Annotated in this window: 15 protein-coding genes and 2 pseudogenes; 12 read left to right on the plus strand and 5 right to left on the minus strand. The window is 72.0% G+C overall.

Annotated features, from left to right (window positions below; genetic code table 11):
- Together ACIHFE_RS32545 and ACIHFE_RS32550 are read left to right on the plus strand one after the other, a co-directional pair.
- Nucleotides 1-92 (plus strand): annotated as a pseudogene (locus ACIHFE_RS32545) (DNA-binding response regulator); the annotation flags it as partial.
- 65 nt (nt 93-157) lie between these two features.
- A pseudogene (locus ACIHFE_RS32550) lies at nt 158-274 on the plus strand (response regulator transcription factor); the annotation flags it as partial.
- 17 nt (nt 275-291) lie between these two features.
- On the opposite strand, the gene ACIHFE_RS32555 reads toward ACIHFE_RS32550, so the two are convergent.
- The gene (locus tag ACIHFE_RS32555; protein ID WP_400112403.1) at nt 292-1,515 is read right to left on the minus strand and encodes a winged helix-turn-helix domain-containing protein; all 1,224 of its coding nucleotides are present in this window, start codon (nt 1,513-1,515) and stop codon (nt 292-294) included.
- Nucleotides 1,516-1,576: 61 nt separating this feature from the next.
- Entirely contained in the window at nt 1,577-2,161 is a 585-nt protein-coding gene (locus tag ACIHFE_RS32560) for a GNAT family N-acetyltransferase (RefSeq protein ID WP_400112405.1), read from the minus strand.
- Between the two features lie 382 nt (nt 2,162-2,543).
- On the opposite strand from ACIHFE_RS32560, the gene secA reads away from it, so the two are divergent.
- Nucleotides 2,544-5,342, plus strand: a complete 2,799-nt coding sequence (gene secA / locus ACIHFE_RS32565; RefSeq protein WP_400112407.1) for a preprotein translocase subunit SecA — start codon at nt 2,544-2,546, stop codon at nt 5,340-5,342.
- A gap of 73 nt (nt 5,343-5,415) precedes the next feature.
- Here the strand turns inward: secA and ACIHFE_RS32570 are convergent, their stop codons facing one another.
- Nucleotides 5,416-5,850, minus strand: coding sequence for an Rv3235 family protein (locus ACIHFE_RS32570; RefSeq protein ID WP_400112409.1), 435 nt, complete (start codon nt 5,848-5,850; stop codon nt 5,416-5,418).
- A gap of 239 nt (nt 5,851-6,089) precedes the next feature.
- On the opposite strand from ACIHFE_RS32570, the gene ACIHFE_RS32575 reads away from it, so the two are divergent.
- The 3 genes from ACIHFE_RS32575 to ACIHFE_RS32585 all read left to right on the plus strand — a co-directional run bounded on the left by ACIHFE_RS32575 (nt 6,090) and on the right by ACIHFE_RS32585 (nt 12,600).
- The gene (locus ACIHFE_RS32575; RefSeq protein ID WP_400112411.1) at nt 6,090-6,593 is read left to right on the plus strand and encodes a DUF6912 family protein; all 504 of its coding nucleotides are present in this window, start codon (nt 6,090-6,092) and stop codon (nt 6,591-6,593) included.
- Nucleotides 6,594-6,654: 61 nt separating this feature from the next.
- Nucleotides 6,655-7,329, plus strand: a complete 675-nt coding sequence (locus ACIHFE_RS32580; RefSeq protein ID WP_400112413.1) for an HAD family hydrolase — start codon at nt 6,655-6,657, stop codon at nt 7,327-7,329.
- Between the two features lie 318 nt (nt 7,330-7,647).
- Entirely contained in the window at nt 7,648-12,600 is a 4,953-nt protein-coding gene (locus tag ACIHFE_RS32585; RefSeq protein ID WP_400112415.1) for an NAD-glutamate dehydrogenase, read from the plus strand.
- Nucleotides 12,601-12,740: 140 nt separating this feature from the next.
- Here the strand turns inward: ACIHFE_RS32585 and ACIHFE_RS32590 are convergent, their stop codons facing one another.
- A complete protein-coding gene (locus tag ACIHFE_RS32590; RefSeq protein WP_400112417.1) occupies nt 12,741-13,289 on the minus strand; it encodes a GtrA family protein in 549 nt (182 codons plus the stop codon).
- Nucleotides 13,290-13,407: 118 nt separating this feature from the next.
- On the opposite strand from ACIHFE_RS32590, the gene ACIHFE_RS32595 reads away from it, so the two are divergent.
- The 6 genes from ACIHFE_RS32595 to ACIHFE_RS32620 are packed head-to-tail and all read left to right on the plus strand — an operon-like array spanning nt 13,408 to nt 22,020.
- Nucleotides 13,408-14,487, plus strand: coding sequence for a sugar phosphate nucleotidyltransferase (locus ACIHFE_RS32595; protein WP_400112419.1), 1,080 nt, complete (start codon nt 13,408-13,410; stop codon nt 14,485-14,487).
- A gap of 52 nt (nt 14,488-14,539) precedes the next feature.
- The gene (locus tag ACIHFE_RS32600; RefSeq protein WP_400112421.1) at nt 14,540-15,370 is read left to right on the plus strand and encodes a polyprenol monophosphomannose synthase; all 831 of its coding nucleotides are present in this window, start codon (nt 14,540-14,542) and stop codon (nt 15,368-15,370) included.
- Nucleotides 15,371-15,380: 10 nt separating this feature from the next.
- Nucleotides 15,381-16,889 carry a hypothetical protein gene (locus tag ACIHFE_RS32605; RefSeq protein WP_400112422.1) on the plus strand — a complete coding sequence of 503 codons (1,509 nt, stop codon included), beginning with the start codon at nt 15,381-15,383 and terminating at the stop codon, nt 16,887-16,889.
- Complete coding sequence (locus tag ACIHFE_RS32610) at nt 16,886-18,112, plus strand: glycosyltransferase 87 family protein (RefSeq protein ID WP_400112424.1); 1,227 nt, start codon at nt 16,886-16,888, stop codon at nt 18,110-18,112. The genes ACIHFE_RS32605 and ACIHFE_RS32610 overlap by 4 nt, the downstream gene beginning before the upstream one ends.
- Nucleotides 18,113-18,115: 3 nt before the next feature.
- A complete protein-coding gene (locus ACIHFE_RS32615; RefSeq protein WP_400112426.1) occupies nt 18,116-20,887 on the plus strand; it encodes a CDP-glycerol glycerophosphotransferase family protein in 2,772 nt (923 codons plus the stop codon).
- Nucleotides 20,884-22,020: a glycosyltransferase gene (locus ACIHFE_RS32620; protein WP_400112427.1), complete on the plus strand. Its 1,137-nt coding sequence runs from the start codon at nt 20,884-20,886 to the stop codon at nt 22,018-22,020. Before ACIHFE_RS32615 ends, ACIHFE_RS32620 begins: the two co-directional genes overlap by 4 nt.
- Nucleotides 22,021-22,037: 17 nt before the next feature.
- On the opposite strand, the gene ACIHFE_RS32625 is transcribed toward ACIHFE_RS32620, so the two are convergent.
- Entirely contained in the window at nt 22,038-23,624 is a 1,587-nt protein-coding gene (locus ACIHFE_RS32625; RefSeq protein WP_400112428.1) for a glycosyltransferase, read from the minus strand.
- Nucleotides 23,625-23,765: the final 141 nt, after the last annotated feature.

Consider the following 23,765-nt stretch of genomic DNA (forward strand, 5'->3'; position numbering starts at 1 on the left):
ATGTGCGCAACATCCTGGAGAAGTTGCAGTTGCACTCCAGGATGGAGGCGGTGGTGTACGCGATGCGGGAGAAGATTCTGGAGATCCGCTGAGTCGGGCTTGCCCCGGTGCCGCCACCGGCTGGGGGTCCGGGGGTTATCCCCCGGGAGTTGGCAGTATCAGCGAGAACACGGTGAAGAACCATGTGCGCAACATCCTGGAGAAGTTGCAGTTGCACTCCAGGATGGAGGCGGTGGTGTACGCGATGCGGGAGAAGATTCTGGAGATCCGCTGAGTCGGGCCCGGACCGGCTCAGTCAAGGGCGTTGACCAGCGCGGCGGCCAGCCGGGCGTCGTCGCAGCGCTCGACGCGGACCGAGTCGCAGCCCACCCACTCGGCCGCCTCGCGCAGCGCCCGGGCCATCGGGGCCACGGCCTTGGCGCCGTCCAGCGAGACCTGGCGGGCGACCAGGGTGCCGCCCTCCCGTGCCGGATCCACCCGGCCGGCCAGCCGGCCGCCGGTCAGCAGTGGCATGGCGAAGTACCCGTGTATCCGCTTGGGCTTGGGCACATACGCCTCCAGGCGGTGGGTGAAGCCGAAGATCCGCTCGGTGCGCGGCCGGTCCCAGATCAGTGAGTCAAAGGGCGAGAGCAGGGTGGTGCGGTGCCGCCCCCGGGGCTCGTCCGCCAGTGCCGCCGGGTCCGCCCAGGCCGGCTTCTGCCAGCCCGCCACCCGCACCGGCACCAGCCCGGTGTCCCCGATGACCGCGTCCACCTGCTCTCCCTTGAGCCGGTGGTAGTCCGCGAGGTCGGCCCGGGTGGCCACGCCCAGCGCCGCTCCGGCCTGGGCCACCAGGCGCCGTATGCACTCGGTGTCGTCCAGGTCGTCATGGCAGAGAGGATCCGGCACGGCGCGCTCCGCCAGGTCGTACACCCGCTTCCAGCCGCGCCGTTCGGCGCAGACCACCTGGCCGGTGTCCAGCAGCCACTCCACCGCGATCTTGGTCTCGGACCAGTCGTACCAGGGGCCGCCGTTCTTGGCGCCGCCCAACTCCGTTGCGGTCAGCGGGCCTTCGGTGCGGAGCCGGTCCAGGACCGCGGCACACCAGCGCTCGGGGTCCGACAGCTGGTGCCAGCGGTAGCCGCGGGCCCGGAAGGCCCGTCTCCGGAAGGCGAACAGCGGCCACTCCTCGATGGGGAGCACACAGGCGGCGTGCGACCAGTACTCGAAGCCATGCGGCGCGCCCGTGCCGGACGGACTCCAGTACGCCGCCTCCACGGCGGAGCGGCCGACCGCGCCCAGCCGTGCGTAGGGCACCAGTTCATGGGAACGGGCCAGCACCGAGATGGTGTCCAGCTGCACCGCCCCCAGGCGCCGCAGCATCCCCCGCACCCCGGACCGCCGGTCGGGCGCGCCCAGCAGGCCCTGGGCGCGCAGCGCCAGGCGTCTGGCCTCGTCGGCGGAGAGCTCGACGGTGGGCGGGGCGGTGGGCGGGGCGGTGGCCGTACGGCCCCGGGCAGCGGCGGCGGTAGTCATGCCCGCACTCTAGGACCGGGCACTGACAACGCCCGGGCCCGTGGCGGAAGTTGTCCCGCGGTTATCCCGCGTACGGAACGTAGGGCGTCTTGGACGGCAGCCCGAGGTCCCCGGGCAGCAGTGCCGCCCGCCAGGCGTCGTGGCGGACGCCGCCGTGCACGATCAAGGCCCGTACCAGGCCCTCCATCCGGAAGCCGAGCCGGAGCGCGACCTGGCGGGAGGGCTCGTTGCCGGCCTGGGCCACCCACTCCAGCCGCTCCACGCCCAGGTCCTCGAACGCCCAGCGGGCCGCCTCCCGCGCCGCCTCCACCGTGTAGCCGTGGCCTCGGGCCTCACGGGCCGTCCAGTAGCCGATCTCGGCCTGCCGTTCGGGGGCTTCCAGCTGCAGCCGTACCAGGCACATCACCCCGGTGAGACGGTTGTCGTCCCGGGTGAAGACGCCAAAGGTGTAGGCGGTGTCCTCGCGCCAGTACCGGGGGCAGGTCTCCTCGATATAGACCCGGGCGTCCTCATGGGTGTAGGGCGAGGGCACCGGGGTGTACCGGGGGATCTCGGGATCCTGGCAGGCGGCGTGCACGGCGGGAATGTCGGCCGGGGTCAGCGGGCGCAGCAGCAGGCGTTCGGTACGGAGGGATATCGGTTCCATGCGCGGAGTCTGAACGGTCGGCCGGGCGGGAAGCGAACCGATAACGGCCCGGGCGGCCATTCCGGGGGAATCTCACAGCTCCGGGGAGCCGCACGGCGCCGGGGGAAACTCGCGGCGGCGCGGGAATGGCGGCGGGTGAATGACCCCGGCCGCGACAACAATGCGCCGTGGAATTACCCCGGTCGGGCACTTCAGCCGGGCCCGGCTCGTTGATCCGGCGGGTGATACCCGGTCTCCGGGACGACGGACCTCCCGGGGTGGCGGGGTCCTCGCTTACGATGGCCGTTGCGGCGGGGACTGTCCCGTCGTGCCCGCGCACCTTCTCCCCTGCCCGGGGCGGGGGAGCCCAGTGCCAGGCCCGACCGGCAAGGAGTCAGCCTACGTGTCCGTCTTCGGCAAGATCATGCGTGCAGGAGAAGGCAAGATCCTGCGCAAGCTGCACCGCATCGCGGACCAGGTCAATTCCATCGAAGAGGACTTCGTCAACCTCTCCGACGCCGAGCTGCGTGCCCTGACCGAGGAGTACAAGCAGCGCTACGCCGACGGCGAGAGCCTGGATGACCTGCTGCCCGAGGCATTCGCCACCGTCCGTGAGGCCGCCAAGCGCGTGCTGGGCCAGCGCCACTACGATGTGCAGCTGATGGGCGGTGCCGCGCTGCACCTGGGCTATGTGGCGGAGATGAAGACCGGTGAGGGCAAGACCCTGGTCGGCACCCTGCCCGCCTATCTGAACGCGCTGTCCGGCAAGGGCGTCCACCTGATCACGGTCAATGACTATCTCGCCGAGCGTGACTCGGAGTTGATGGGCCGGGTGCACCGCTTCCTGGGCCTGACGGTCGGCTGCATCCTCGCCAATATGACCCCGGCGCAGCGCCGTGAGCAGTACGGCTGCGACATCACCTATGGCACCAACAACGAGTTCGGCTTCGACTACCTGCGCGACAACATGGCGTGGTCGCAGGACGAGCTGGTGCAGCGAGGCCACAACTTCGCGGTGGTCGACGAGGTCGACTCCATCCTGGTGGACGAGGCCCGTACCCCGCTGATCATCTCCGGCCCGGCCGACCAGGCCACCAAGTGGTACGGCGACTTCGCCAAGCTGGTGCAGCGGCTCAAGCGCGGTGAGCCGGCCGAGCCGCAGAAGGGCATCGAGGAGACCGGCGACTACGACGTCGACGAGAAGAAGCGCACCGTGGCCATCCACGAGGCCGGCGTCGGCAAGGTCGAGGACTGGCTGGGCATCGACAACCTCTATGAGTCGGTCAACACCCCGCTGGTGGGCTACCTCAACAACGCCATCAAGGCCAAGGAGCTCTTCAAGAAGGACAAGGACTACGTCGTCATGGACGGCGAAGTCATGATCGTCGACGAGCACACCGGCCGCATCCTGGCCGGCCGCCGCTACAACGAGGGCATGCACCAGGCGATCGAGGCGAAGGAAGGGGTGGACATCAAGGACGAGAACCAGACCCTCGCCACCATCACCCTGCAGAACTTCTTCCGCCTCTACAGCAAGCTCTCCGGCATGACCGGTACGGCGATGACCGAGGCCGCCGAGTTCCACCAGATCTACAAGCTCGGTGTGGTGCCGATCCCCACCAACAAGCCGATGGTCCGCAAGGACCAGTCGGACCTGATCTACCGCACCGAGGTCGCCAAGTTCGACGCGGTGGTCGAGGACATCGCGGAGAAGCACGAGAAGGGCCAGCCGATCCTGGTCGGCACCACCTCGGTGGAGAAGTCGGAGTACCTCTCCCAGCAGCTGGCCAAGCGCGGCATTCCGCACGAGGTGCTCAACGCCAAGCACCATGAGCGCGAGGCACAGATCGTCGCCCAGGCCGGCCGCAGGGGCGCCGTCACGGTGGCCACCAACATGGCCGGCCGTGGTACGGACATCAAGCTCGGCGGCAACCCGGAGGACCTGGCCGAGGCCGAGCTGCGCCAGCGCGGCCTGGACCCGGAGGAGCACATCGAGGAGTGGGCGGCCGCGCTGCCCGCCGCCCTGGAGAAGGCCGAGGCCTCGGTCAAGGCGGAGAACGAGGAGGTCAAGTCGCTCGGCGGGCTCTATGTGCTGGGCACCGAGCGGCATGAGTCGCGGCGCATCGACAACCAGCTGCGCGGCCGCTCCGGCCGTCAGGGCGACCCGGGCGAGTCCCGCTTCTACCTGTCGCTGGGCGATGACCTGATGCGGCTGTTCAAGGCGCAGATGGTCGAGCGTGTGATGGCCATGGCCAACGTTCCCGACGATGTGCCGATCGAGAACAAGATGGTCACCCGGGCCATCGCCTCCGCCCAGTCGCAGGTCGAGCAGCAGAACTTCGAGACCCGTAAGAACGTCCTGAAGTACGACGAGGTCCTCAACCGGCAGCGCGAGGTCATCTACGGCGAGCGGCGCCGCGTCCTGGAGGGCGAGGACCTGCACGAGCAGGTCCAGCACTTCATGGACGACACCATCGACGCCTATGTCCAGGCGGAGACGGTCGAGGGCTTCGCCGAGGAGTGGGACCTGGAGCGGCTGTGGGGCGCCTTCAAGCAGCTCTACCCGGTGAAGGTCACCATCGAGGAGCTGGAGGAGGCGGCCGGCGACCGGGCCGGTCTGACCGCCGAGTTCATCAGCGAGTCCGTCAAGGACGACATCCGCGAGCAGTACGCCGCCCGCGAGGAGCAGCTCGGCTCGGACATCATGCGGGAGCTGGAGCGCCGGGTGGTGCTCTCGGTGCTGGACCGCAAGTGGCGTGAGCACCTCTATGAGATGGACTACCTCCAGGAGGGCATCGGCCTGCGGGCGATGGCCCAGAAGGACCCGCTGGTGGAGTACCAGCGCGAGGGCTTCGACATGTTCCAGGCCATGATGGAGGGCATCAAGGAGGAGTCGGTCGGCTACCTGTTCAACCTGGAGGTCCAGGTCGACCAGCAGCTGGAGGAGGTGCCGGTCGAGGACGAGGTCCCGGCCAAGGCGGACACCGTGCCGGCCGCCCGCCCGGAGATCCGCGCCAAGGGCCTGGACGCCCCGCAGCGGCCGGACCGGATGCACTTCTCCGCCCCCACCGTGGACGGCGAGGCCGGTCTGGACGAGCGTGACTTCGCCGACGCGGACGCGGTGTCCGGATCGGACGGGATGACCCGGGCCGAGCGCCGCAAGGCGCAGAAGAACGGCGGCGGCCGCCGCCGCAAGAAGTAGCCGGAGGCCGACTGGCCCTGACGGTGGCGGGACACCCCGGGTGTCCCGCCACCGTCGTTTTTCCCCGGGCGCCTCAGGCATGTACGCCGCCCAGTTCCACGGCGGCGCAGCGCCAGCGCTGGTCGGGGCAGCGCTCCAGGCGGAAGGCCAGGGCGTGCAGCCGGTCGCCGGCCAGGATCCGGGCGTAGGCCTCGATCACCCCGGGCCGGGGCTGGAACTCTCCGCACCGCTGCACCACCGGGGTGCGTCCGCCGGGCGGGGCCGGGCGCAGGGGCGCCCCGGGCGCCAGCGCGGCGAGGTGTTCATAGGCGGTGGGCAGGGTGTGGCCCAGCAGGCTGTGCACCGGGCGCTGTCCGCTGAGGGCGAGCAGCAGCTGGTCGGCGAACCAGTAGCGGGGGATCCGGGCGCGGGCCCGGTGCCGGGCGGTGGCGTCCGGGCCGGGACGGCGGGAATCGGTGCGCCGTGGTGGTGCCGTGCGGTGGCCGGTGGGTCCGGTGGTCCTGTGCAACGCTGATCGCCCCCTTGGAGTGGGCTGATCTTCTATCGGCGGTGCCGGGGGGCGACAAGGGTGTCCGGGGCGGCCGGGGTGGCGCCGGAGATTCACCTATCCGGGGGAAGCGGTGCTGTTCAGCGGGCGGGTGGCGGAGGCGCGCGGTGCGCCGCCGGTCCGGCCGGTGATCACTTCGAAGGGGGACTCGCCCCTTATCCTGGCAGCACATCAGGTCACTCCTCAGGAAAGCGGCGGTCATGCGCGTCTATGTCCCCCTGACCCTCCCCGGTCTCGCCGAGGCGCACCAGGCGGGTGAGCTGGGCCCCGCTCCGCTGGACGCCTATGCCGTCACCCCCGCGCTGCGCGAGTGGTACCTCTCGGACGATGTCGAGGAGCTGGAGTACGCGGCGCTGGGCCTCGCCGCCCAGGGCTCGCTGCGGCTGCTGGCCGGCGATGCGGCGGCGCCGCGCCGCCGGGTGGTGGTGGCGGTGGACGTGGCCGAGAGCGCCGTCACCCCGTGCCAGGACTCCGGTGCGGACCAGGCGGAGCCGGCCGCGGTCCGTCTCGCCGGTGCGGTGCGGCTGGCCAAGGCGGCGTCGGTGCATGTGGACGCGGATGACGCCGAGGCGGATGTGGCGGCGGCCGCGGCCGCGCTGGACGCCGCCGAACAGGGCGACGAGGACGCCCGGTTCACCGTGGACGGCGCCGACGACCATGAACTGATGTGGTTCGCGGTGCAGGAGATTCCCAACCTGATCTGACCGCGGAAGGCCGCCCGGTCCTGCCCGGGGCGTTGTCGGTGCCTGCCGCTACGGTCATGCCATGACACAGCACGGGGCGCACATCGTCTGGGACTGGAACGGCACACTGCTGCACGACGTCGACGCGGTGATGGCGGCGACCAATGCCTCCTTCGCGGAGATCGGCCTGCCGCCGATCACTCTGGAGCGCTACCGGGAGCTGTACTGCGTGCCGGTGCCCCGGTTCTACGAGCGGCTGCTGGGGCGGCTGCCCACCGGTGCCGAGTGGCAGCGGATGGACGAGGCGTTCCACCGCCACTACTGGGCGCACGCCGCCGATGCCGGTCTGGCCGAGGGGGCCAGAGCGCTGCTGGCCGAGTGGCAGGAGGCCGGGCGCACCCAGTCGCTGTGCTCGCTGGCCCCGCACGACCGGCTGCTCCCGCTGCTGCGCACCCATGGCATAGAGCGGCACTTCATACGGGTGGACGGACGCACCGGCCCCAGTGACACCGGCAAGGCCGAGCAGATGGCCCGCCATCTGGCCGCGCTCGCCGGGGTCCGTCCGGAGCGGGTGGTGGTCATCGGGGACGCGGTGGACGACGCGGTCGCGGCGGCCCACGCCGGCGCCCGGGCGGTGCTCTACACCGGCGGGTCGCACAGCCGGGCCAGCCTGGAGGCGGCGGGCGTGCCGGTGGTGGACAGTCTGGCCGCCGCCGTACGGGAGGCCGGCCGGCTGGTGGCCCGTACCGCCGGTTGATCTGGGGCGGACATCACACTCCCGGAGACCTCCGGGGCCGCGATTGGCGATAGCCTTACGGGGTGATCAGCGCAATACCCAGCAGGGGCGATGACGCCTCTGTCCCACACCCGCTGCGCCACAGCGCGCGGGCGGTCGCTGGTCCGTCTATGAACCGGGTGCGGCCGTTCCTCCTGACGCCGCCGCTGCTCCTGACGGAGAATTGCCCGGTGGAGATCCCTTCCGGCATGCCGTCGAAGACGACCGGTCGACCCGGGTCCCGGCGTGATGCCTTCACCACCTATGTCACGCAACGGCGCGCGACAGGAGCCAGAGGACATGCAGACCAAGCTGGACGAAGCCAAGGCCGAACTGCTCGAGCGGGCGGCCCGCGTCGCTGAGAACGAGAACGGGCTCGACCAGGAAACCCTGATCGCCTACCTCCAGCGCTACTACCTGCACACCGCGCCCGAGGACCTGGCCGGCCGCGATCCGGTCGACGTCTTCGGCGCCGCGCTCTCGCACTACCGCCTGGCCGAGCAGCGGCCGCAGGGCACCGCCAACGTACGGGTGCACACCCCCACCGTCGAGGAGAACGGCTGGACCTCCAGCCACTCGGTGGTCGAGGTGGTCACCGACGACATGCCCTTCCTGGTGGACTCGGTCACCAATGAGCTCTCCCGGCAGAACCGCGGCATCCACCTGGTGATCCACCCCCAGGTGGTGGTCCGCCGCGATGTCACCGGGCGGCTGCTGGAGGTCCTCGGCTCGTCCTGCAACGCCCATGGCGCCGGCAAGGACACCGAGCTGCCGCATGACGCGCTGGTCGAGTCCTGGATCCATGTGGAGACCGACCGGGAGACCGACCGCGAGGACCTCAAGCAGATCGCCGCCGACCTGCGCCGGGTGCTGTCCGACGTCCGCGAGGCGGTCGAGGACTGGGGCAAGATGCGCGATGCCGCGCTGCGCATCGCCGACGGCCTGCCCGCCGAGCCGGTCCCCGGCGACCTGCCGGCCAACGAGGTCGAAGAGGCCCGTGAGCTGCTGCGCTGGCTGTCCGCCGACCACTTCACCTTCCTCGGCTACCGCGAGTACGAGCTGACCAAGGTCCCGGTGGACGGCGGCGAGGAGGATGTGCTCACCGCGATGCCCGGCACCGGCCTGGGCATCCTGCGCTCCGACCCCACCCACACCGCGAACGGCCACCATGAGGGGCACCACGCCCCGCTGCCCCGCCCGGCCTCGTCGTCCTTCAGCCGGCTGCCGGCCGATGCCCGGGCCAAGGCCCGGGAGCACAAGCTGCTGGTGCTCACCAAGGCCAACAGCCGGGCCACCGTGCACCGCCCCTCCTACCTCGACTATGTAGGGGTCAAGAAGTTCGACGCCGAGGGCAATGTCACCGGCGAGCGCCGCTTCCTGGGCCTGTTCTCCTCGGCCGCCTACACCGAGTCGGTGCGCCGGGTCCCGGTGATCCGCCGCAAGGTCGCCAAGGTGCTGGCCGACGCCGGGTTCACCCCCGACAGCCACGACGGCCGCGACCTGCTCCAGATCCTGGAGACCTACCCGCGCGACGAGCTGTTCCAGATCCCGGCCGACCAGCTGCGGACCATCGCCACCAGCGTGCTCTACCTCCAGGAGCGCCGCCGGCTGCGGCTGTACCTGCGCCGTGACGAATACGGCCGCTACTACTCCGCCCTGGTCTACCTGCCGCGCGACCGCTACACCACGGCCGTCCGGCTGCGCCTGATCGACATCCTCAAGGAGGAACTGGGCGGCAGCAGCGTCGACTTCACCGCCTGGAACACCGAATCGGTGCTCTCCCGGCTGCACTTCGTGGTCCGGGTGGAGCCCGGCGCCACCCTGCGCGACCTCACCGACGCCGATATGGAGCGCATCGAGGTCCGTCTGGTGGAGGCCGCCCGCTCCTGGGCCGACGGCTTCGCCGAGACGCTCACCGCCGAGGTCGGCGAGGAGCGCGCCGCGGAGCTGCTGCGCCGCTACGCGCATGGCTTCCCGGAGGGCTACAAGGCCGACCACAGCCCCCGGGCCGCCGTCTCCGACCTGGGTCACCTGGAGAAGCTGACCACGGCCGGCGGCGACCGCGACTTCGACTTCAGCCTCTATGAGCCGGTCGGCGCGGCCCCCGGCGAGCGCCGCTTCAAGATCTACCGCACCGGTGAGCCGGTCTCCCTGTCCACCGTGCTGCCGGTGCTCCAGCGGCTGGGCGTGGAGGTCGTCGACGAGCGTCCCTACGAGCTGCGCTGCGCGGACCGGACCACCGCCTGGATCTACGACTTCGGCCTGCGGCTGCCCGAGCAGGTCATGGGCGAGGACGCCAGAGTCCGTTTCCAGGAGGCCTTCGCGGCCGTGTGGACCGGCCGGGCGGAGAACGACAACTTCAACAAGCTGGTGCTGCTGGCCGGTCTGGACTGGCGCCAGGCGATGGTGCTGCGGGCCTACGCCAAGTACCTGCGCCAGGCCGGCACCACCTTCAGCCAGGCGTATATGGAGGACACCCTCAGCGGCAATGTCCACATCACCCGGCTGCTGGTGAACCTCTTCGAGGCCCGGATGTCCCCGTCCCTGCAGCGGGCCGGCCTGGAGCTGATCGAGGGCCTGCTGGAGGAGCTGGACGGCGCCCTGGACCAGGTGGCCAGCCTGGACGAGGACCGCATCCTGCGCGCCTTCCTCACCGTCATCAAGGCCACCCTGCGCACCAATCACTTCCAGCGTGACGCGGCGGGCGAGCCCCACGGCTACCTGTCGATCAAGCTGGACCCGCAGGCCATCCCCGACCTGCCGGCGCCGCGCCCGGCCTTTGAGATCTGGGTCTACTCGCCGCGGGTGGAGGGTGTGCACCTGCGCTTCGGCAAGGTCGCCCGAGGCGGTCTGCGCTGGTCCGACCGGCGCGAGGACTTCCGCACCGAGATCCTGGGCCTGGTCAAGGCGCAGATGGTGAAGAACACGGTGATCGTGCCGGTGGGCGCCAAGGGCGGCTTCGTCGGCAAGCGGCTGCCCGACCCCTCGGTGGACCGGGACGCCTGGCTGGCCGAGGGCATCGCCTCCTACAAGACCTTTATCTCCGGTCTGCTGGACATCACCGACAACATGGTCGGCGGCGAGGTGGTGCCGCCCAAGGACGTGGTCCGCCACGACGAGGACGACACCTACCTGGTGGTCGCCGCGGACAAGGGCACCGCCACCTTCTCCGACATCGCCAACGAGGTCGCCGAGTCCTACGGCTTCTGGCTGGGCGACGCCTTCGCCTCCGGCGGCTCGGCCGGCTACGACCACAAGGGCATGGGCATCACCGCCCGCGGCGCCTGGGAGTCGGTCAAGCGGCACTTCCGCGAGCTGGGCCACAACACCCAGACCGAGGACTTCACCGTGGTCGGCGTCGGCGACATGTCCGGCGACGTCTTCGGCAACGGCATGCTGCTCTCCGAGCACATCCGCCTGGTCGCCGCCTTCGACCACCGGCACATCTTCCTGGACCCCACCCCGGACGCCGCCACCTCCTACGCCGAGCGCCGGCGCCTGTTCGAGCTGCCCCGCTCGTCCTGGGCCGACTACGACACCTCGCTGCTGTCGGCGGGCGGCGGTGTGCACCCGCGTACCGCCAAGTCCATCCCGGTCAACGCCCATGTGCGCAACGCGCTGGGCATCGAGCCGGGCATCACCAAGCTGACGCCCGCCGAGCTGATGAAGGCCATCCTGCGGGCCCCGGTGGACCTGCTGTGGAACGGCGGCATCGGCACCTATGTCAAGGCCGCCGGCGAGTCGCACGCCGACGTCGGTGACAAGGCCAATGACGCGATCCGGGTGGACGGCCAGGACCTGCGGGTCAAGGTGGTCGGCGAGGGCGGCAACCTGGGCCTGACCCAGCTCGGCCGGATCGAGTTCGCGCTCACGGGCGGCAAGGTCAACACCGACGCCATCGACAACAGCGCCGGTGTGGACACCTCCGACCACGAGGTGAACATCAAGATCCTGCTCAACGGCCTGGTCTCGGACGGCGATATGACCGTCAAGCAGCGCAACAAGCTGCTGGCCGAAATGACCGACGAGGTCGGCGAGTTGGTGCTGCGCAACAACTACGCGCAGAACGTGGCACTGACCAACGCCGTCGCCCAGGCGCCGAGTCTGCTGCACGCGCACCAGCGGATCATGCGCCGGCTGGTCCGTGAGGGACACCTGGACCGCGCCCTGGAGTTCCTGCCCACCGACCGGCAGATCCGGGAGCGGCTGAACGCCGGCCGCGGGCTGACCCAGCCCGAACTGGCCGTGCTGCTCGCCTACATCAAGATCACCACCAGCGAGGAGCTGCTCGCCACCGAGCTGCCGGACGACCCGTATCTGCAGCGGCTGCTGTACGCCTACTTCCCGCAGGCGCTGCGCCGTTCCTACGGCGAGCAGATCGACAACCACGCGCTGCGCCGCGAGATCGTCACCACCGTGCTGGTCAACGACACCGTCAACAGCGGTGGTTCGACCTTCCTGCACCGGCTCCGCGAGGAGACCGGGGCCTCGCTGGAGGAGATCGTCCGGGCGCAGGCCGCGTCCCGCGAGATCTTCGGCCTGTCCGAGGTCTGGGACGCCGTGGAGGCGCTGGACAACGAGGTCGCGGCCGATGTGCAGACCCGTATCCGGCTGCACTCGCGGCGCCTGGTCGAGCGCGGCACCCGCTGGCTGCTGAACAACCGCCCGCAGCCGCTGCAGCTGGCCGAGACCATCGAGTTCTTCCGGGATGGCGTGGCCGCGGTCTGGGCCGAGCTGCCCAAGCTGCTGCGCGGTGCGGACATCGAGTGGTGGCAGGCCATTCACGACGAGCTCACCGAGGCCGGGGTGCCCGGCGAACTGGCGGTGCGGGTGGCGGGCTTCTCGGCCGTCTTCCCGGCGCTGGACGTGGTGGCCATCGCCGACCGCACCGGCAAGGACCCGCTGTTCGTGGCGGAGGTCTACTACGACCTCGGCGACCGGCTGCACATCAGCCAGCTGATGGACAAGATCATCGAGCTGCCCCGGGCGGACCGCTGGCAGTCCATGGCCCGTGCCGCCATCCGCGAGGACCTCTACGCCTGCCACCAGGCGCTGACCGCCGACATCCTCTCGGTGGGCAATGGCACCTCGACACCCGAGCAGCGCTTCACCGCCTGGGAGGAGCGCAACGCCGCCATCCTGACCCGGGCCCGCACCACGCTGGACGACATCCGCAGCTCGGACTCGTTCGACCTGGCCAACCTGTCGGTGGCCATGCGGACCATGCGCACCCTGCTGCGCAGCCACGGCTGAGGGTGAGCTGAGCGGCGGCTGAAAGGCGGCCGAAAGGGGCGGTCCCACCGGGACCGCCCCTTTCTTCATGCTCCCGTTTCCCCGGCTTCCGCCGGCGTTGGCGAGCCGGCTGCCCATGGGTGCTGGGCTGGGGCCGGTCCCTACGGTGGAGGTGCGGTGGTCTCCGGTTGGTACGCGGCGGTGCCGGCTTCCGGCACGGGTGTGCCGTGCAGCGGGTGACCGGGCAGCGCCCGGAAGACCCAGGCCCGGTAGGACCAGAAGCGGAACAGGGTGGCCGTGCCGATGCCCAGGAACTTGAAGAGGTTGCTCTGGAACGGGGCGTCCCAGCCGAACCCGTAGGTGGCGATGTAGAGCACCCCGTTCTCGATCACCAGGCCGACGCAGCTGAACCCGGCGAACAGCAGCACCTCCCGGCTGCGGTGGCTGCGGTCGCGGTCCGGGTAAGTGAAGTAGCGCAGCCCCAGGTAGTTGAAGGCGATGGCGAAGCTGGTGGCGATCACGCTGCAGCGGACCACCGGCAGGCCGGTGATCCCCCGGCAGAGGTTGAAGAACCCCAGGTTGACGAAGATGCCCAGCACACCCACCGTGCCGAACTTCGCGAATTCCCGCCCCAGCGCCAGCAGCCTCGCCGGGCCGCGCGGACGCCTTCCCCCGGGCGTCCTCTTGGTCTTCACCGGTCGCAAGGGCATCTCCCGAAACGGTCGCCACGCATAGCGGACATTGCACGCAGACAGCCGATTGTAGTGTAATTTGCCGCGAAAACTAACGCAGTGCGACGGCGAGACGACCAAGCGCGAGGACAGTGGCATGACAGAGGCGGTACTGCTCGTCGGCGGCAAGGGAACCCGGCTCCAGCCGCTCACCCTCAACACCCCCAAGCCCATGGTCCCGGCCGCTGGAGTGCCCTTCCTCGCCCACCAGCTGGCCCGGGCCGCGGCGGCCGGGGTGGACCATGTGGTGCTGGCCACCTCCTACCTCGCCGAGGTCTTCGAGCCGTACTTCGGCGACGGCTCCGCGCACGGCCTGCGGCTGACCTATGTGACCGAGGACGTGCCGCTGGGCACCGGCGGAGCCATCCGGGGTGCCGCCCCGGCGCTGCGCTCCCGCCCCGGCGACCCGGTCCTGGTGTTCAACGGCGACATCCTCAGCGGCCTGGACATCCGCCGGCTGCTGCGGCGGCACCAACGAGCCCGGGCCGAAGTCACCCTGCATCTCACCCGGGTTCCCGACCCCCGGGGCTTCGGCCTGGTCCCCACCGACCCCGGCGGCCGGGTGCTGGCCTTCACCGAGAAGCCGCAGCACCCGGACCAGATCATCACCGACCAGATCAACGCCGGCGCCTATGTCTTCCGCCGCGAGATCATCGACGCCATCCCCGAGGGCCGGGAGGTCTCGGTGGAACGGGAGACCTTCCCCGGCCTGCTGGCCGCCGGTGCCCATCTGCACGGGGTGGTGGACGCCTCCTACTGGCTGGACCTGGGCCGCCCGGCCTCCTTTGTCCAGGCCTCCGCCGACCTGGTGCGCGGCGTGGTCCGCTCCCCGGCGGTGCCCGGCGAGCCCGGCGAACACCTGGTGCTGCCCGGCGCCCAGGTGGAGCCCGGCGCCCGGCTCGGCGGCGGCACCGTGGTGGGCCGGGGCGCCCATATCGCCGCCGGCACCGACATCGAGGGCTCGGTGGTGCTGGACGGCGCCCGGGTCGAGGAGGGCGCCCGGGTACGCGCCTCCATGATCGGCAACGGTGCCCGGGTCGGCCCGCGCACCGTGCTCGATGGTGCCGTGGTGGGCGACCATGCTCAGGTCGGGGCCGACAACGAATTGCGCGAGGGGGCCAGAGTGTGGTGCGCGACCGTCATCCCCGACGCCGCCATCCGCTTCTCCGCCGTCTGACCGCATCCGATGGCGCCACCACCTGCCGGACCACGATGACGAGGGACAGCCCATGAGCCTTCCGCACACCTCCGCCGTCAGCACACCACTGCCCACCGAGTGGGGCCGCACCGCGATGACCGTGGTGATGCCCACCTACAACGAGGCGGACAACCTGCCCCTGATGGCCGAGGCCCTGCTGGCCCTGCCGCTGGAGGGGCTGCGCCTGCTGGTGGTGGACGACAACAGCCCCGATGGCACCGGCGAGGTGGCGGAGCAACTGGCCGAGAAGTACGAGGAGTCCGGGCGCCGCCGGGTGAGCGTGCTGCACCGCACCACCAAGGAGGGCCTGGGCCGTGCCTACGCGGCCGGCATGGCCCGGGCGGTGGCCGACGGCGCCGCCTATGTGCTGCAGATGGACGCCGACGGCAGTCACCCGGTCGCCAAGGTGCCCGAACTGCTCGGCGTGGCCCTGGCCACCGGCGCCGATGTGGTGGTCGGCAGCCGCTATGTCCCCGGCGGCACCCTCTCCGCCTCCTGGGGCCTGCACCGCAGACTGCTCTCCCGCTGGGCCAATGTGTACGCGGGAACGATTCTCGGCACCCGGCTGCGCGACATCACCGGCGGCTTCAACCTGTGGAGCGCCGCCGCCCTGCGCGAACTGGACCTGGACACCGTGGACAGCGCGGGCTACAGCTTCCAGGTCGAGACCAAATACCGTGCGGTGCGGGCCGGTTGCACGGTGGTGGAGGTGCCCATCCACTTCGAGGACCGGACCGTGGGCGAGTCCAAGATGAACCTGGCGGTGCAACTGGAATCGGCCGCTGTCCCGCTGCGCCTGCGCGCGCGGCGGCTGCGCACCAAGGCCCCGGCCCGTACCCGCCATGGCAGAGGCCCGCGCTGACCGCCGCGCCATGAGCAGCGAAGCCGCCTCCCGCATCCCCGCCGCCGGCCTGTCGTACCGGGTGGTGCCGGTGGCCGCCGGAGCGGCGGTCGGGCTGCTGCTGCTGATGGCGCTGCGGCTGCCCTGGGCCGGGGACCTCGGCATGCATGCCGCCGTCCTGGAACGGCTGCGCACCGACCTGGCCCACCCGGGCAACCCACTGGTGGACGCGGACACCCCCAGCCCCTACTACTCGCCCTGGATGGTGCTGCTGGCCCTGCTCGCCGCGCTGACCGGCTGGGGCACCTTCACCGTGCTCCGCCTGGCCGCGCTGGCCGGTCTGCTGCTGCTGGTCACCGGGGTACGGGCGCTGGTGCGCACCCTCACCCCGCACCGCGCGGCGTTCCCGCTGGCGCTGTTGTGCCTGCTGCTGCTCCAGGGAGTGCGGCTGTTCGCCTGGAGCGGGGTGCCCTCCCTCACCTCGCTGGCGCTGACCCTCGCCTATCCCAGCACTCTCGCCCTGGGGCTGACCCTGCACCTGTGGGCCCTGACCCGCCGGGCGCTGCGGGCGAGCCGGCGGACGCCCGCGTTCGCCGGGCTGGGGCTGCTGTCGGCCGCCGTGCTGCTGTGTCACCAGTTCACCGGCGCGGTGGCCGCGCTGGGCCTGGCCGCCCTGCTGCTGGGCGAGCGGCCCCGGCCGACTCCACGGCTGTGGGCCCGGGTCGGCGTGGCGGCCGGGGTGGCGCTGCTGCCGCTGCTCGCCTGGCCCTACTACCCCTTCTTCGCGCTGACCGGCGCGCCGGGCCTGGACGGCATCCACCAGCCGCTCTACTCCCATCTCATCGGAAAGTTCGGCCTGTTGGCGCCGGGTGTGGCGGCGCTGGTGGCACGGCTGCGGCGGGACCGCCGCGACCCGCTGGTGCTGATGTTCGCCCTGGGCCTGGCCGCCTTCACGGCCGGCGGGCTGAGCGGCCACTGGGCCTGGGGCCGGGTGCTGCCCGCCGCACTGGTCCCCGCCCAGCTGGCGCTGGCCGTGGAGACCGCCGAGGCCACCGGCGCCCGGCGCCGGGTGCTGGGCGCGGTGACCGCGGCGGCCCTGCTGGCCGGCGCCTGGGCGCAGGCCGGGGTGCTGTCCTATGTGCTGCCCCGGCGGGCCGCGGCCGCGGTGCGCCACCGGGTGCCCACGGTGACCCTGTGGCCGGGCATGGGCTGGGCGGCGGACCGGGTACCGGCCGGGGCGACGGTGCTCACCGACGACTACTACGCGCTGCGGATGCTGCCCGCCTACGGCCCGTACACCGTCGCCCCCGCCTACCCCGATGTGTTCCTGCCCGACGAGCGGCGGCGCCGGGAGGCCACCCGCCGCTACTACGCCCCGGCCACCACCCGGGCCGGCCGGCTCGGCGTCCTCAGGGAGTACGGCGTGCGATGGGTGCTCCAGCGGAACGGCGGGCCCGGCCTGCCGGCCGGCGACCCGGCGCTGCGGACACGGGCCCACGGGCCCGGCGGGCTGGCGCTGCTGGAGGTGACCGGCCGGTGACCCAACCCCTCGCGGACCGGGACGAGTTCGGCCGCTGGCTCGGCGGGCGCGCCTCCTGGCCGGTGCTCTGCGGAGCGCTGCTGATCTATCTGCTGAGCGCGGGCCGGGTGCTGGGCGACGACCGCACCGGGATCGACAACGCGGTGGTGGTGCGCGCCGCCCACACCCTGCTGGACGGTGGATCGCCGTACGCGGACCGGCGGTTCCTCTATCCGCCGGGCGCGGTGTTCATGGCCGTCCCCCAAGTTCCGCTGGGTACCCGGACCTTGTTCTATGCGGCCCCCGCGGTCACCGCCCTGCTGGTGCTGGCCGGGGCGCTGCTGGCGCTGCGGATCTTCCAGGTGCGGGCGGACAGCAGGCTGGCCGCCGCGCTGGCCGTGGGACTGGCCTTCTCGCTGCCCTTCCAGAGCATGGTCCACCTGGGCAACTGGACCTGCGCCTCGGTGGTCGCCTTCCCCGGCGCCCTGCTGCTGGCCCGGAGCGGGCGCTGGACGGCGGCCGGCGCGGCGGTCGGCGCGGCGCTGGCGCTCAAACCGATGCTGGTGCCGCTGCTGCTGCTGTTCGCCTTCGCCCGGCGGTGGCGGGCACTGGCGGTGGCGTTGGCGGTGCCGGTCGCGGTGTCCCTGCCGGCCGCGCTGGCCATGCCCCGGCCGGGGCTGTTCCTCACCAAGACGCTGCCCTTCCTGCTGCACGGCCAGGACGCCTACGCCCGGCCCTTTGACGCCTCCTGGCCCGCCGTGCTGGCCCGCCTCGGCGTCGGACAGCCCTATGCGCTGCTGCTGGCGGTGCCGCCGGCGGCGGCCGCGCTCTGCTTCGCCCGGCTGCGCTGGCGGGGCCGGGGCGAGGAGGGCGTGCGGCTGGTGGAGTGCGCCGCGCTGCTGATGCTGGCCGCCTTCCTGGCCTCCCGGCCCGCCTTTCTGCACTACGCGCTGGTGGTGCTGCCCTCGCTGGCCGCCTCGGCGGTGGCCCGGGGGGCGGCGGTGCGCTCGGTGTGGTTCTGGATGGCGCTGCTGCCCCAGCTGTCCGGAGTGCCCTGGCCCGAGCTGGGCAGCGCCCGCCGGCACGCCTTCAAGGACATCGTGATGTACACCGGCCTGGCCGCGGTGCTGGCCCGTACGGCCTGGCGGACCCGCCCGCACCCCCTGGAATCCGTCACTGTCAGTGGTGGCACCTACTCTCTGAGTAGTGGCTCCGGACCCCGGAACCCACCCGGAACGAGGTGACCCATGACCGCTCAGCCCCGCCCCGATGTCAGCGTCGTCGTGATCGTCTACAACGACGCCGAACGGCTGCCGCGCGCGGTGCGGTCGGTGCTCGCCCAGTCGCTGCGCAACCTGGAGGTGCTGGTCGTCGACGACTGCTCCACCGACGACACCTTCACCACCCTGCGCATGCTCACCGAGGCCGATCCCCGGGTGCGCGGCCTGCGGCTGCCCGCCAACAGCGGCGGCTGCGGCACCCCGCGCAACGCGGGCATCGAGTCCGCCCGCGCCCCGTACCTGATGTTCCTGGACAGCGACGACGAACTGCCCTACCACGCCTGCAAGTCACTGCTGCTGGCCGCCGAGCGCACCGGGGCCGACCTGGTGGCCGGCGCGGTCACCCGGCTCTTCGAGCGCACCGGCGCCACCGCCCTGTGGTATCCGGAACTCTTCGCCGAGAACCGGGTGGTGGAGGGCATCCGGCAGGCCCCCGAGTACTTCCTGGACCACCTGTCCACCAACAAGCTCTACCGCGCCGCGTTCCTGGCCCGGCACGGCCTGCGCTTCGCCGAGCGGGTGCACTACGAGGACCAGCTCTTCAGCGCCCAGGCCTACACCCTGGCCCGGCGGTTCACGGTGGTCCCCTGGCCCGTCTACACCTGGCACCTGGCCGACGACCCGGACACCCCCTCCATCACCTCCCGCCGGGACGACATCCGCAATGTCACCGACCGCATCGCCGTCTCCCGGCTCACCGACGCCTTCCTGGCGGAGTCCGGCAACACCGACCTCAGGCCCGCCAAGGACACCGCCTTCCTCCGCCATGACCTCCGTCTCCATCTGGGCGACCTGCCCTTCCGGGACCGGCGGTGGACCGAGGAGTTCGCCGCCGCCGTCGCCCCCAGCCTGGCCGAGGCGGCCCCGGAGGCGCTGGCCGCGATCCCGCATGAGCAGCGGATCTGCCAGTACCTGCTGAGCGCCGGGCGGTTCGCCGAGGCCGCCGAGTGCGCCCGCACCCTGGACCGCCCGCGCATCGCCCCGCGCCGGGTCCTGCGGCAGGCCGGCCGCGTCTACTGGGGCGCCGGCCCGCCGGAGAGCGCCCGGGCCGCCGATGAACTGGACATCACCGACTGGCGCCTGGACGAACAGCCCTTCGCCACCGGCCCGTTGCGCCATGAGGTGGCCTCCCTCACCCCGGACGGCCCCCGGCTGCGGCTCACCCTGCACACCTATGACCCCGCCGGGCTGCTGTCCGGACCCGCCGCGCTGCGCGCCGAGCTGCGGGTCACCACCACCGGGCCGCCGCTGGCGGTGCGGTTCAGCTACGCCCCGGGCGGCGAACTGCGCACCGCCGAACTGCTGCTGGACCCCCGCCGGATCCCCACCGGCCTCAAGGGCTTCCGGGGCCGCCGCCACCCGGTGATCGTCCTGGAACGGCAGGGCCTGAGCCGCACCGATCCGCTGCTGGCCCCGGCGGAGCTGCCGGTGTTCACCGCCCGGCTCAACAGCCAGGTGCTGACCGTCCGTTGTGAGCGCACCGGCGCCGGCCGGCTGGAGCTCGGCTGGGAACGCACCGGGTTGCTGGGCTGTGCCGAGGCGGCGGCGCCCTGCCTGGAGCCGGTGCGGCACCGCGCCCAGCGGCTCACCCGCCGGGTCACCGGACTGCGCGCCAAGGGCCTGGTCTGCCATGAGCTGGGGCGGCTGCCCATCGACGAGCACCTGGTGGTCTTCGAGGCCCTGGAAGGCCGCGGCTATGCCGACAGCCCCCGCTATATCCACGAGGAACTGCTCCGGCGCGACCTGCCCTTGCGCGCCGTGTGGTCCTACGCCGACAGCCGCGAGGGCTATCCCGAGGGCGTGCCGCTGGTCCGGCGTGGCAGCTGGGAGTACGTCCGCACGGTGGCCCGCGCCCGCTACTGGGTGGACACCCATGGCTTCCCGATGCCCTTCCCCAAGCGGCCCGGCACCCGCTACCTGCAGACCTGGCACGGACAGACCCTCAAGCACATGGGCTTCGACGTGCCCGAGCTGCGGCTGGCCGGGCCCGGGCGGCGCCGGCGGCACCAGAGCATGGTGGACCGCTGGGACGCGCTGATCGCCCCCTGCCCGGATTTTGAGCACACCTTTGTCCGCGCCAATGAGTACACCGGCGAGCTGCTGCGCACCGGGCTGCCCCGCAATGACGTCCTGGTCCGCTGGAACGAGCCCGAGCAGCGCCGCCGGGCCGCCGTCACCCGGGAGCGGCTGCAGATCCCCGAGGGGCGCCAAGTCCTGCTCTACGCGCCGACGTTCCGGGACGGGGCGCGCCGCAGCGGCGAGTCCATCCGGGTCGACCTGGCGGAACTGGTGCGCACCGTGGGCGAGGAGTGGACGGTCGTGGTCCGCCCGCACTACTACGAGCGCTTCACGGTGCCCCGCGAGCTGGGCCACGCGGTGCGCGACGGACGGGAGTTCACCGATCCCAACGATCTGCTGCTGGCCTCGGACGCCCTGCTCACCGACTACTCCTCGGTGATGTTCGACTATGCCAATCTGGGGCGCCCGATCCTGCTCTACGCCGATGACTACCAGCACTACCGGAGTTCCCGGGGCACCTACTACGACCTGGCCGAGATCGCCCCCGGGCCGGTGTTCACCGACACCCGCCGGCTGGCGGCGGCGCTGGGCGAGCTCCCGGCGGTGCGGGAGGAGTGGGCGGGGGCCCATGAGCGCTTCCAGGCGCGGTTCAACCCGCTGGAGACCGGGCGGTCCAGCAAGGCCGTGGTCGATCTGTTCTTCGAGGGGGCCCTGCGGTGAGCCGGCGCAATCTCTTCCTGGTCGGCATCGATGTCGACTCCCTGGGCGGCTCCCAGCGGGTGCTGCACACCCTGGCCCAGGGCTTCGCCGAGCGCGGACACCGGGTGGAGCTGATCGGCATCCGGCCCAGCCCCGAGCCGCACACCTACCTGGCCCGGCCCGCCTACCGGCATGCCACCCTCTACCGCTCGCTGCCGCCACCGCCCTGGGAGGCCCGCTCGCTGCGGGAGCGGCTGGACCCGGTGCGGCTGTGTGCGGCGCGGGCCGAGCGGCGGGAGCGGGACCGGGCCCGCGCCCGGCTGGCCCGGCGGTTCGCGGCGGTGCCGCACGGCCTGGTGCTGATGGGCTCGCCCTGGGCGGCCGACTGGCTGGAGCCGGTGGCCCGCCCGCACCTCAAGGGGATCGGCCAGTACCACGAGTCGTTCCTCCAGGCCTGCAACAGCGAGAACCTCCGGCTGATCCTGCGGCACTACCCGGCCCTGGAGAAGTCCGTCTTCCTCAGCGAGGCGGACGCGGCCGAGTTCCGCCGGCAGCGGCTGCCCAACGCGGCGGTGCTGCCCAATCCGCTGCCCTTCACGCCGGGGCCGCCCGCCGCGCTGGAGGCCCGGCGGGTGGGGGCGGTGGGCCGGCTCGACCCGGTCAAGCGGCTGGACCGGCTGATCGACGCCTTCGCGACCGCCGGACTCTCCGACTGGGAGCTGCACTTCTTCGGCGACGGCCCGCTGGAGGGCGAGCTGCGGGCCCAAGCGGTCCGGCTGGGCATCGCCGAGCGGGTGCGGTTCCGGGGCACGGTACGGGATGTCGCCGCCGCGTACCGCGAGCTGTCGGTGCTCGCGCTGACCAGCGAGCGCGAGGGCCGCCCGATGGCACTGGTGGAGGCGTCGGCGGTGGGGGTGCCCTGTGTGAGCTTCGACCTGTCGGGCGGGGTACGGGAGTTGGTGGCGCACGGTGAGACGGGTGTGCTGGTGCCGCCTGGCGATGTGTGCCGCTTTGCCGCCGCGCTGGAGCGGTTGATGACGGATGGGGCGCTGCGTCGTCGGTATGGCGCGGCGGCTCGGGAGCGGGTGGCTCCACTGGCCCTGCCGGAGGTTCTGGACCGGTGGGAGGAGTTGTTCGAGGAGATCGAGCGGTGAGGGGTTCCCGTGGGGTCTCAGGGTCGCGCCCCTTGGCGCCGGCGGCGCAGCCGGCCCCGCAGTACCGCCCACATGCCGCGGGGGCCGGGGGCCATGCGTACGGCCAGGGAGCCGCCGGCCGTTGCGTAGGGCTGTACCAGCAGCAGACCGTGGCGGGGGGAGGGCAGCATGCGTCGCCGGGTCGGCCCGGCTGCCCGGACGGCGGTTCGCAGCGAGCCCTGGCGGCAGCGCAGCCGGACCCGTACGTCCCACACCAGGGGCATCGGCCCGGCCGCCACCGGCTTCAGTTCGAAGGGCAGCCGGGCGGTCCAGCCGGGGCCGGCCGGGATCAGTGGTGCGGAGCGGGAGCGGGTGGTGCCGGTGCCCCGCAGGCGCAGTTCCACCTCGATGGCGGTGGGTTCCGCCTCGGCCAGCCGGTCATACAACTCATGGATGTGCAGAGTGAGTTCGGCGCGTGGCGGCCAGGTGGTCAGCCGCAGGGAGCCGTCCACCGTGACCGGCAGCCGGCGCACCGGTTTGGCGTCCGGGCCGGCCAGCCCGTCCAGTGGGACGGAGGGCAGGTCCGTCGCCCAGACCGGGTGTCCGTCCAGCCGGGCGTAGGGCGGCAGCAGCCGGGCGGGGCGGGCGGCCAGCTGGGCCAGACGGTCCAGGTCACGGGGCCGGTCGGCGGCCAGTACCACCCGGGCGATCCAGCGCGCGGGGGCGCGGGCGGCGGCCAGTTCCTCCGCCGGGTAGGAGGCCAGCAGGTCGCGGGTGAGGTGCCACCACGCCTGCCGGTAGCCGGGGCCGCGCAGGGGCAACTCCCGGGTGTACAGGCGCAGATCGTGGTCGAGAAACTTCACCCGGGCGGCCAGGGCCAGCCGGTCGCGGCCCGCGTCCATGAGGATCCGCACCGCCTGCCGGTGGGCCTGGACTCTGGCCCGCCAGTTGGCCACGCTCTCCCGGTCCAGCGAGATCGAGGGCCGGGCCGCGTCCCGGCGGACGTGCCAGAGGTAGACGCGGTCGGGGACGGTGGCGATACGCGGGGATGCCGCCAGCAGCCGGGCCGTGAAGACGAAGTCCTCATAGCGGAATGGCCCTTCGGGGAAGGTGATGCGGTGCCGGGTCAGGAAGTCGCGGGCGTAGAGCTTGCCCACGCAGAGGGTGTCGTGCAGCAGGGCCGGGCGGTCCTCGGGGCGGCGCAGCAGGGCGGCCTCCCGGTAGAGGGCGGGCTGCCAGTGGGTGTCGTGGCCCCGGGGGAGCTCGCGGCGGACGCACAGGCCGGCCGCGACCGGTGCGTCATGGCGCAGGGCGGCGCCGAGCAGGGTGGACGCGGCCCCGGCGGGGAGTACGTCATCGCTGTCCAGGAACATCACATAGCGCGAACCGGCTGCGCGCAGGCCCTGGTTGCGTGGGGTGCCGCAGCCGCCGCTGTTGACGGACCGGTGGATGACCCGCAACGCGGGGTGTCGGGCGGCGAGTTGGTTCAGGACGGTCCCCGTGCCGTCGGTGGAGGCGTCGTCGACGGCGATCACCTCGGCGACCACCGGCCCCTGGGCCAACGCGGAACGCACCGCCTCGGCGATGTGTGCCGCGTCGTTGTAGCCGATGACGACGATGCTCACCGAACCGGTGGGCGGAGTGCCGGGGGTTCCGGAGGTTCCGGGGGAGGGGGGATGGACAGGGGTTTCGCTTTCGTTCACTGCCACGAAACCCTTTTTATCGGCTAAGTATGGTCAATCAGGGCATTGTCGGCGGGGGTGCGG

It is taken from the genome of Streptomyces sp. NPDC052396 (assembly GCF_044593195.1).
In the GTDB taxonomy this organism is placed as follows: domain Bacteria; phylum Actinomycetota; class Actinomycetes; order Streptomycetales; family Streptomycetaceae; genus Streptomyces.

Coding starts and splice junctions, on each gene's coding strand:
- ACIHFE_RS32555 (WP_400112403.1), bottom strand. CDS start 1,515: ATGACTACCGCCGCCGCTGCCCGGGGCCGTACGGCCACCGCCCCGCCC.
- ACIHFE_RS32560 (WP_400112405.1), bottom strand. CDS start 2,161: ATGGAACCGATATCCCTCCGTACCGAACGCCTGCTGCTGCGCCCGCTG.
- ACIHFE_RS32575 (WP_400112411.1), top strand. CDS start 6,090: ATGCGCGTCTATGTCCCCCTGACCCTCCCCGGTCTCGCCGAGGCGCAC.
- ACIHFE_RS32580 (WP_400112413.1), top strand. CDS start 6,655: ATGACACAGCACGGGGCGCACATCGTCTGGGACTGGAACGGCACACTG.
- ACIHFE_RS32585 (WP_400112415.1), top strand. CDS start 7,648: ATGCAGACCAAGCTGGACGAAGCCAAGGCCGAACTGCTCGAGCGGGCG.
- ACIHFE_RS32590 (WP_400112417.1), bottom strand. CDS start 13,289: ATGCCCTTGCGACCGGTGAAGACCAAGAGGACGCCCGGGGGAAGGCGT.
- ACIHFE_RS32595 (WP_400112419.1), top strand. CDS start 13,408: ATGACAGAGGCGGTACTGCTCGTCGGCGGCAAGGGAACCCGGCTCCAG.
- ACIHFE_RS32600 (WP_400112421.1), top strand. CDS start 14,540: ATGAGCCTTCCGCACACCTCCGCCGTCAGCACACCACTGCCCACCGAG.
- ACIHFE_RS32605 (WP_400112422.1), top strand. CDS start 15,381: ATGAGCAGCGAAGCCGCCTCCCGCATCCCCGCCGCCGGCCTGTCGTAC.
- ACIHFE_RS32615 (WP_400112426.1), top strand. CDS start 18,116: ATGACCGCTCAGCCCCGCCCCGATGTCAGCGTCGTCGTGATCGTCTAC.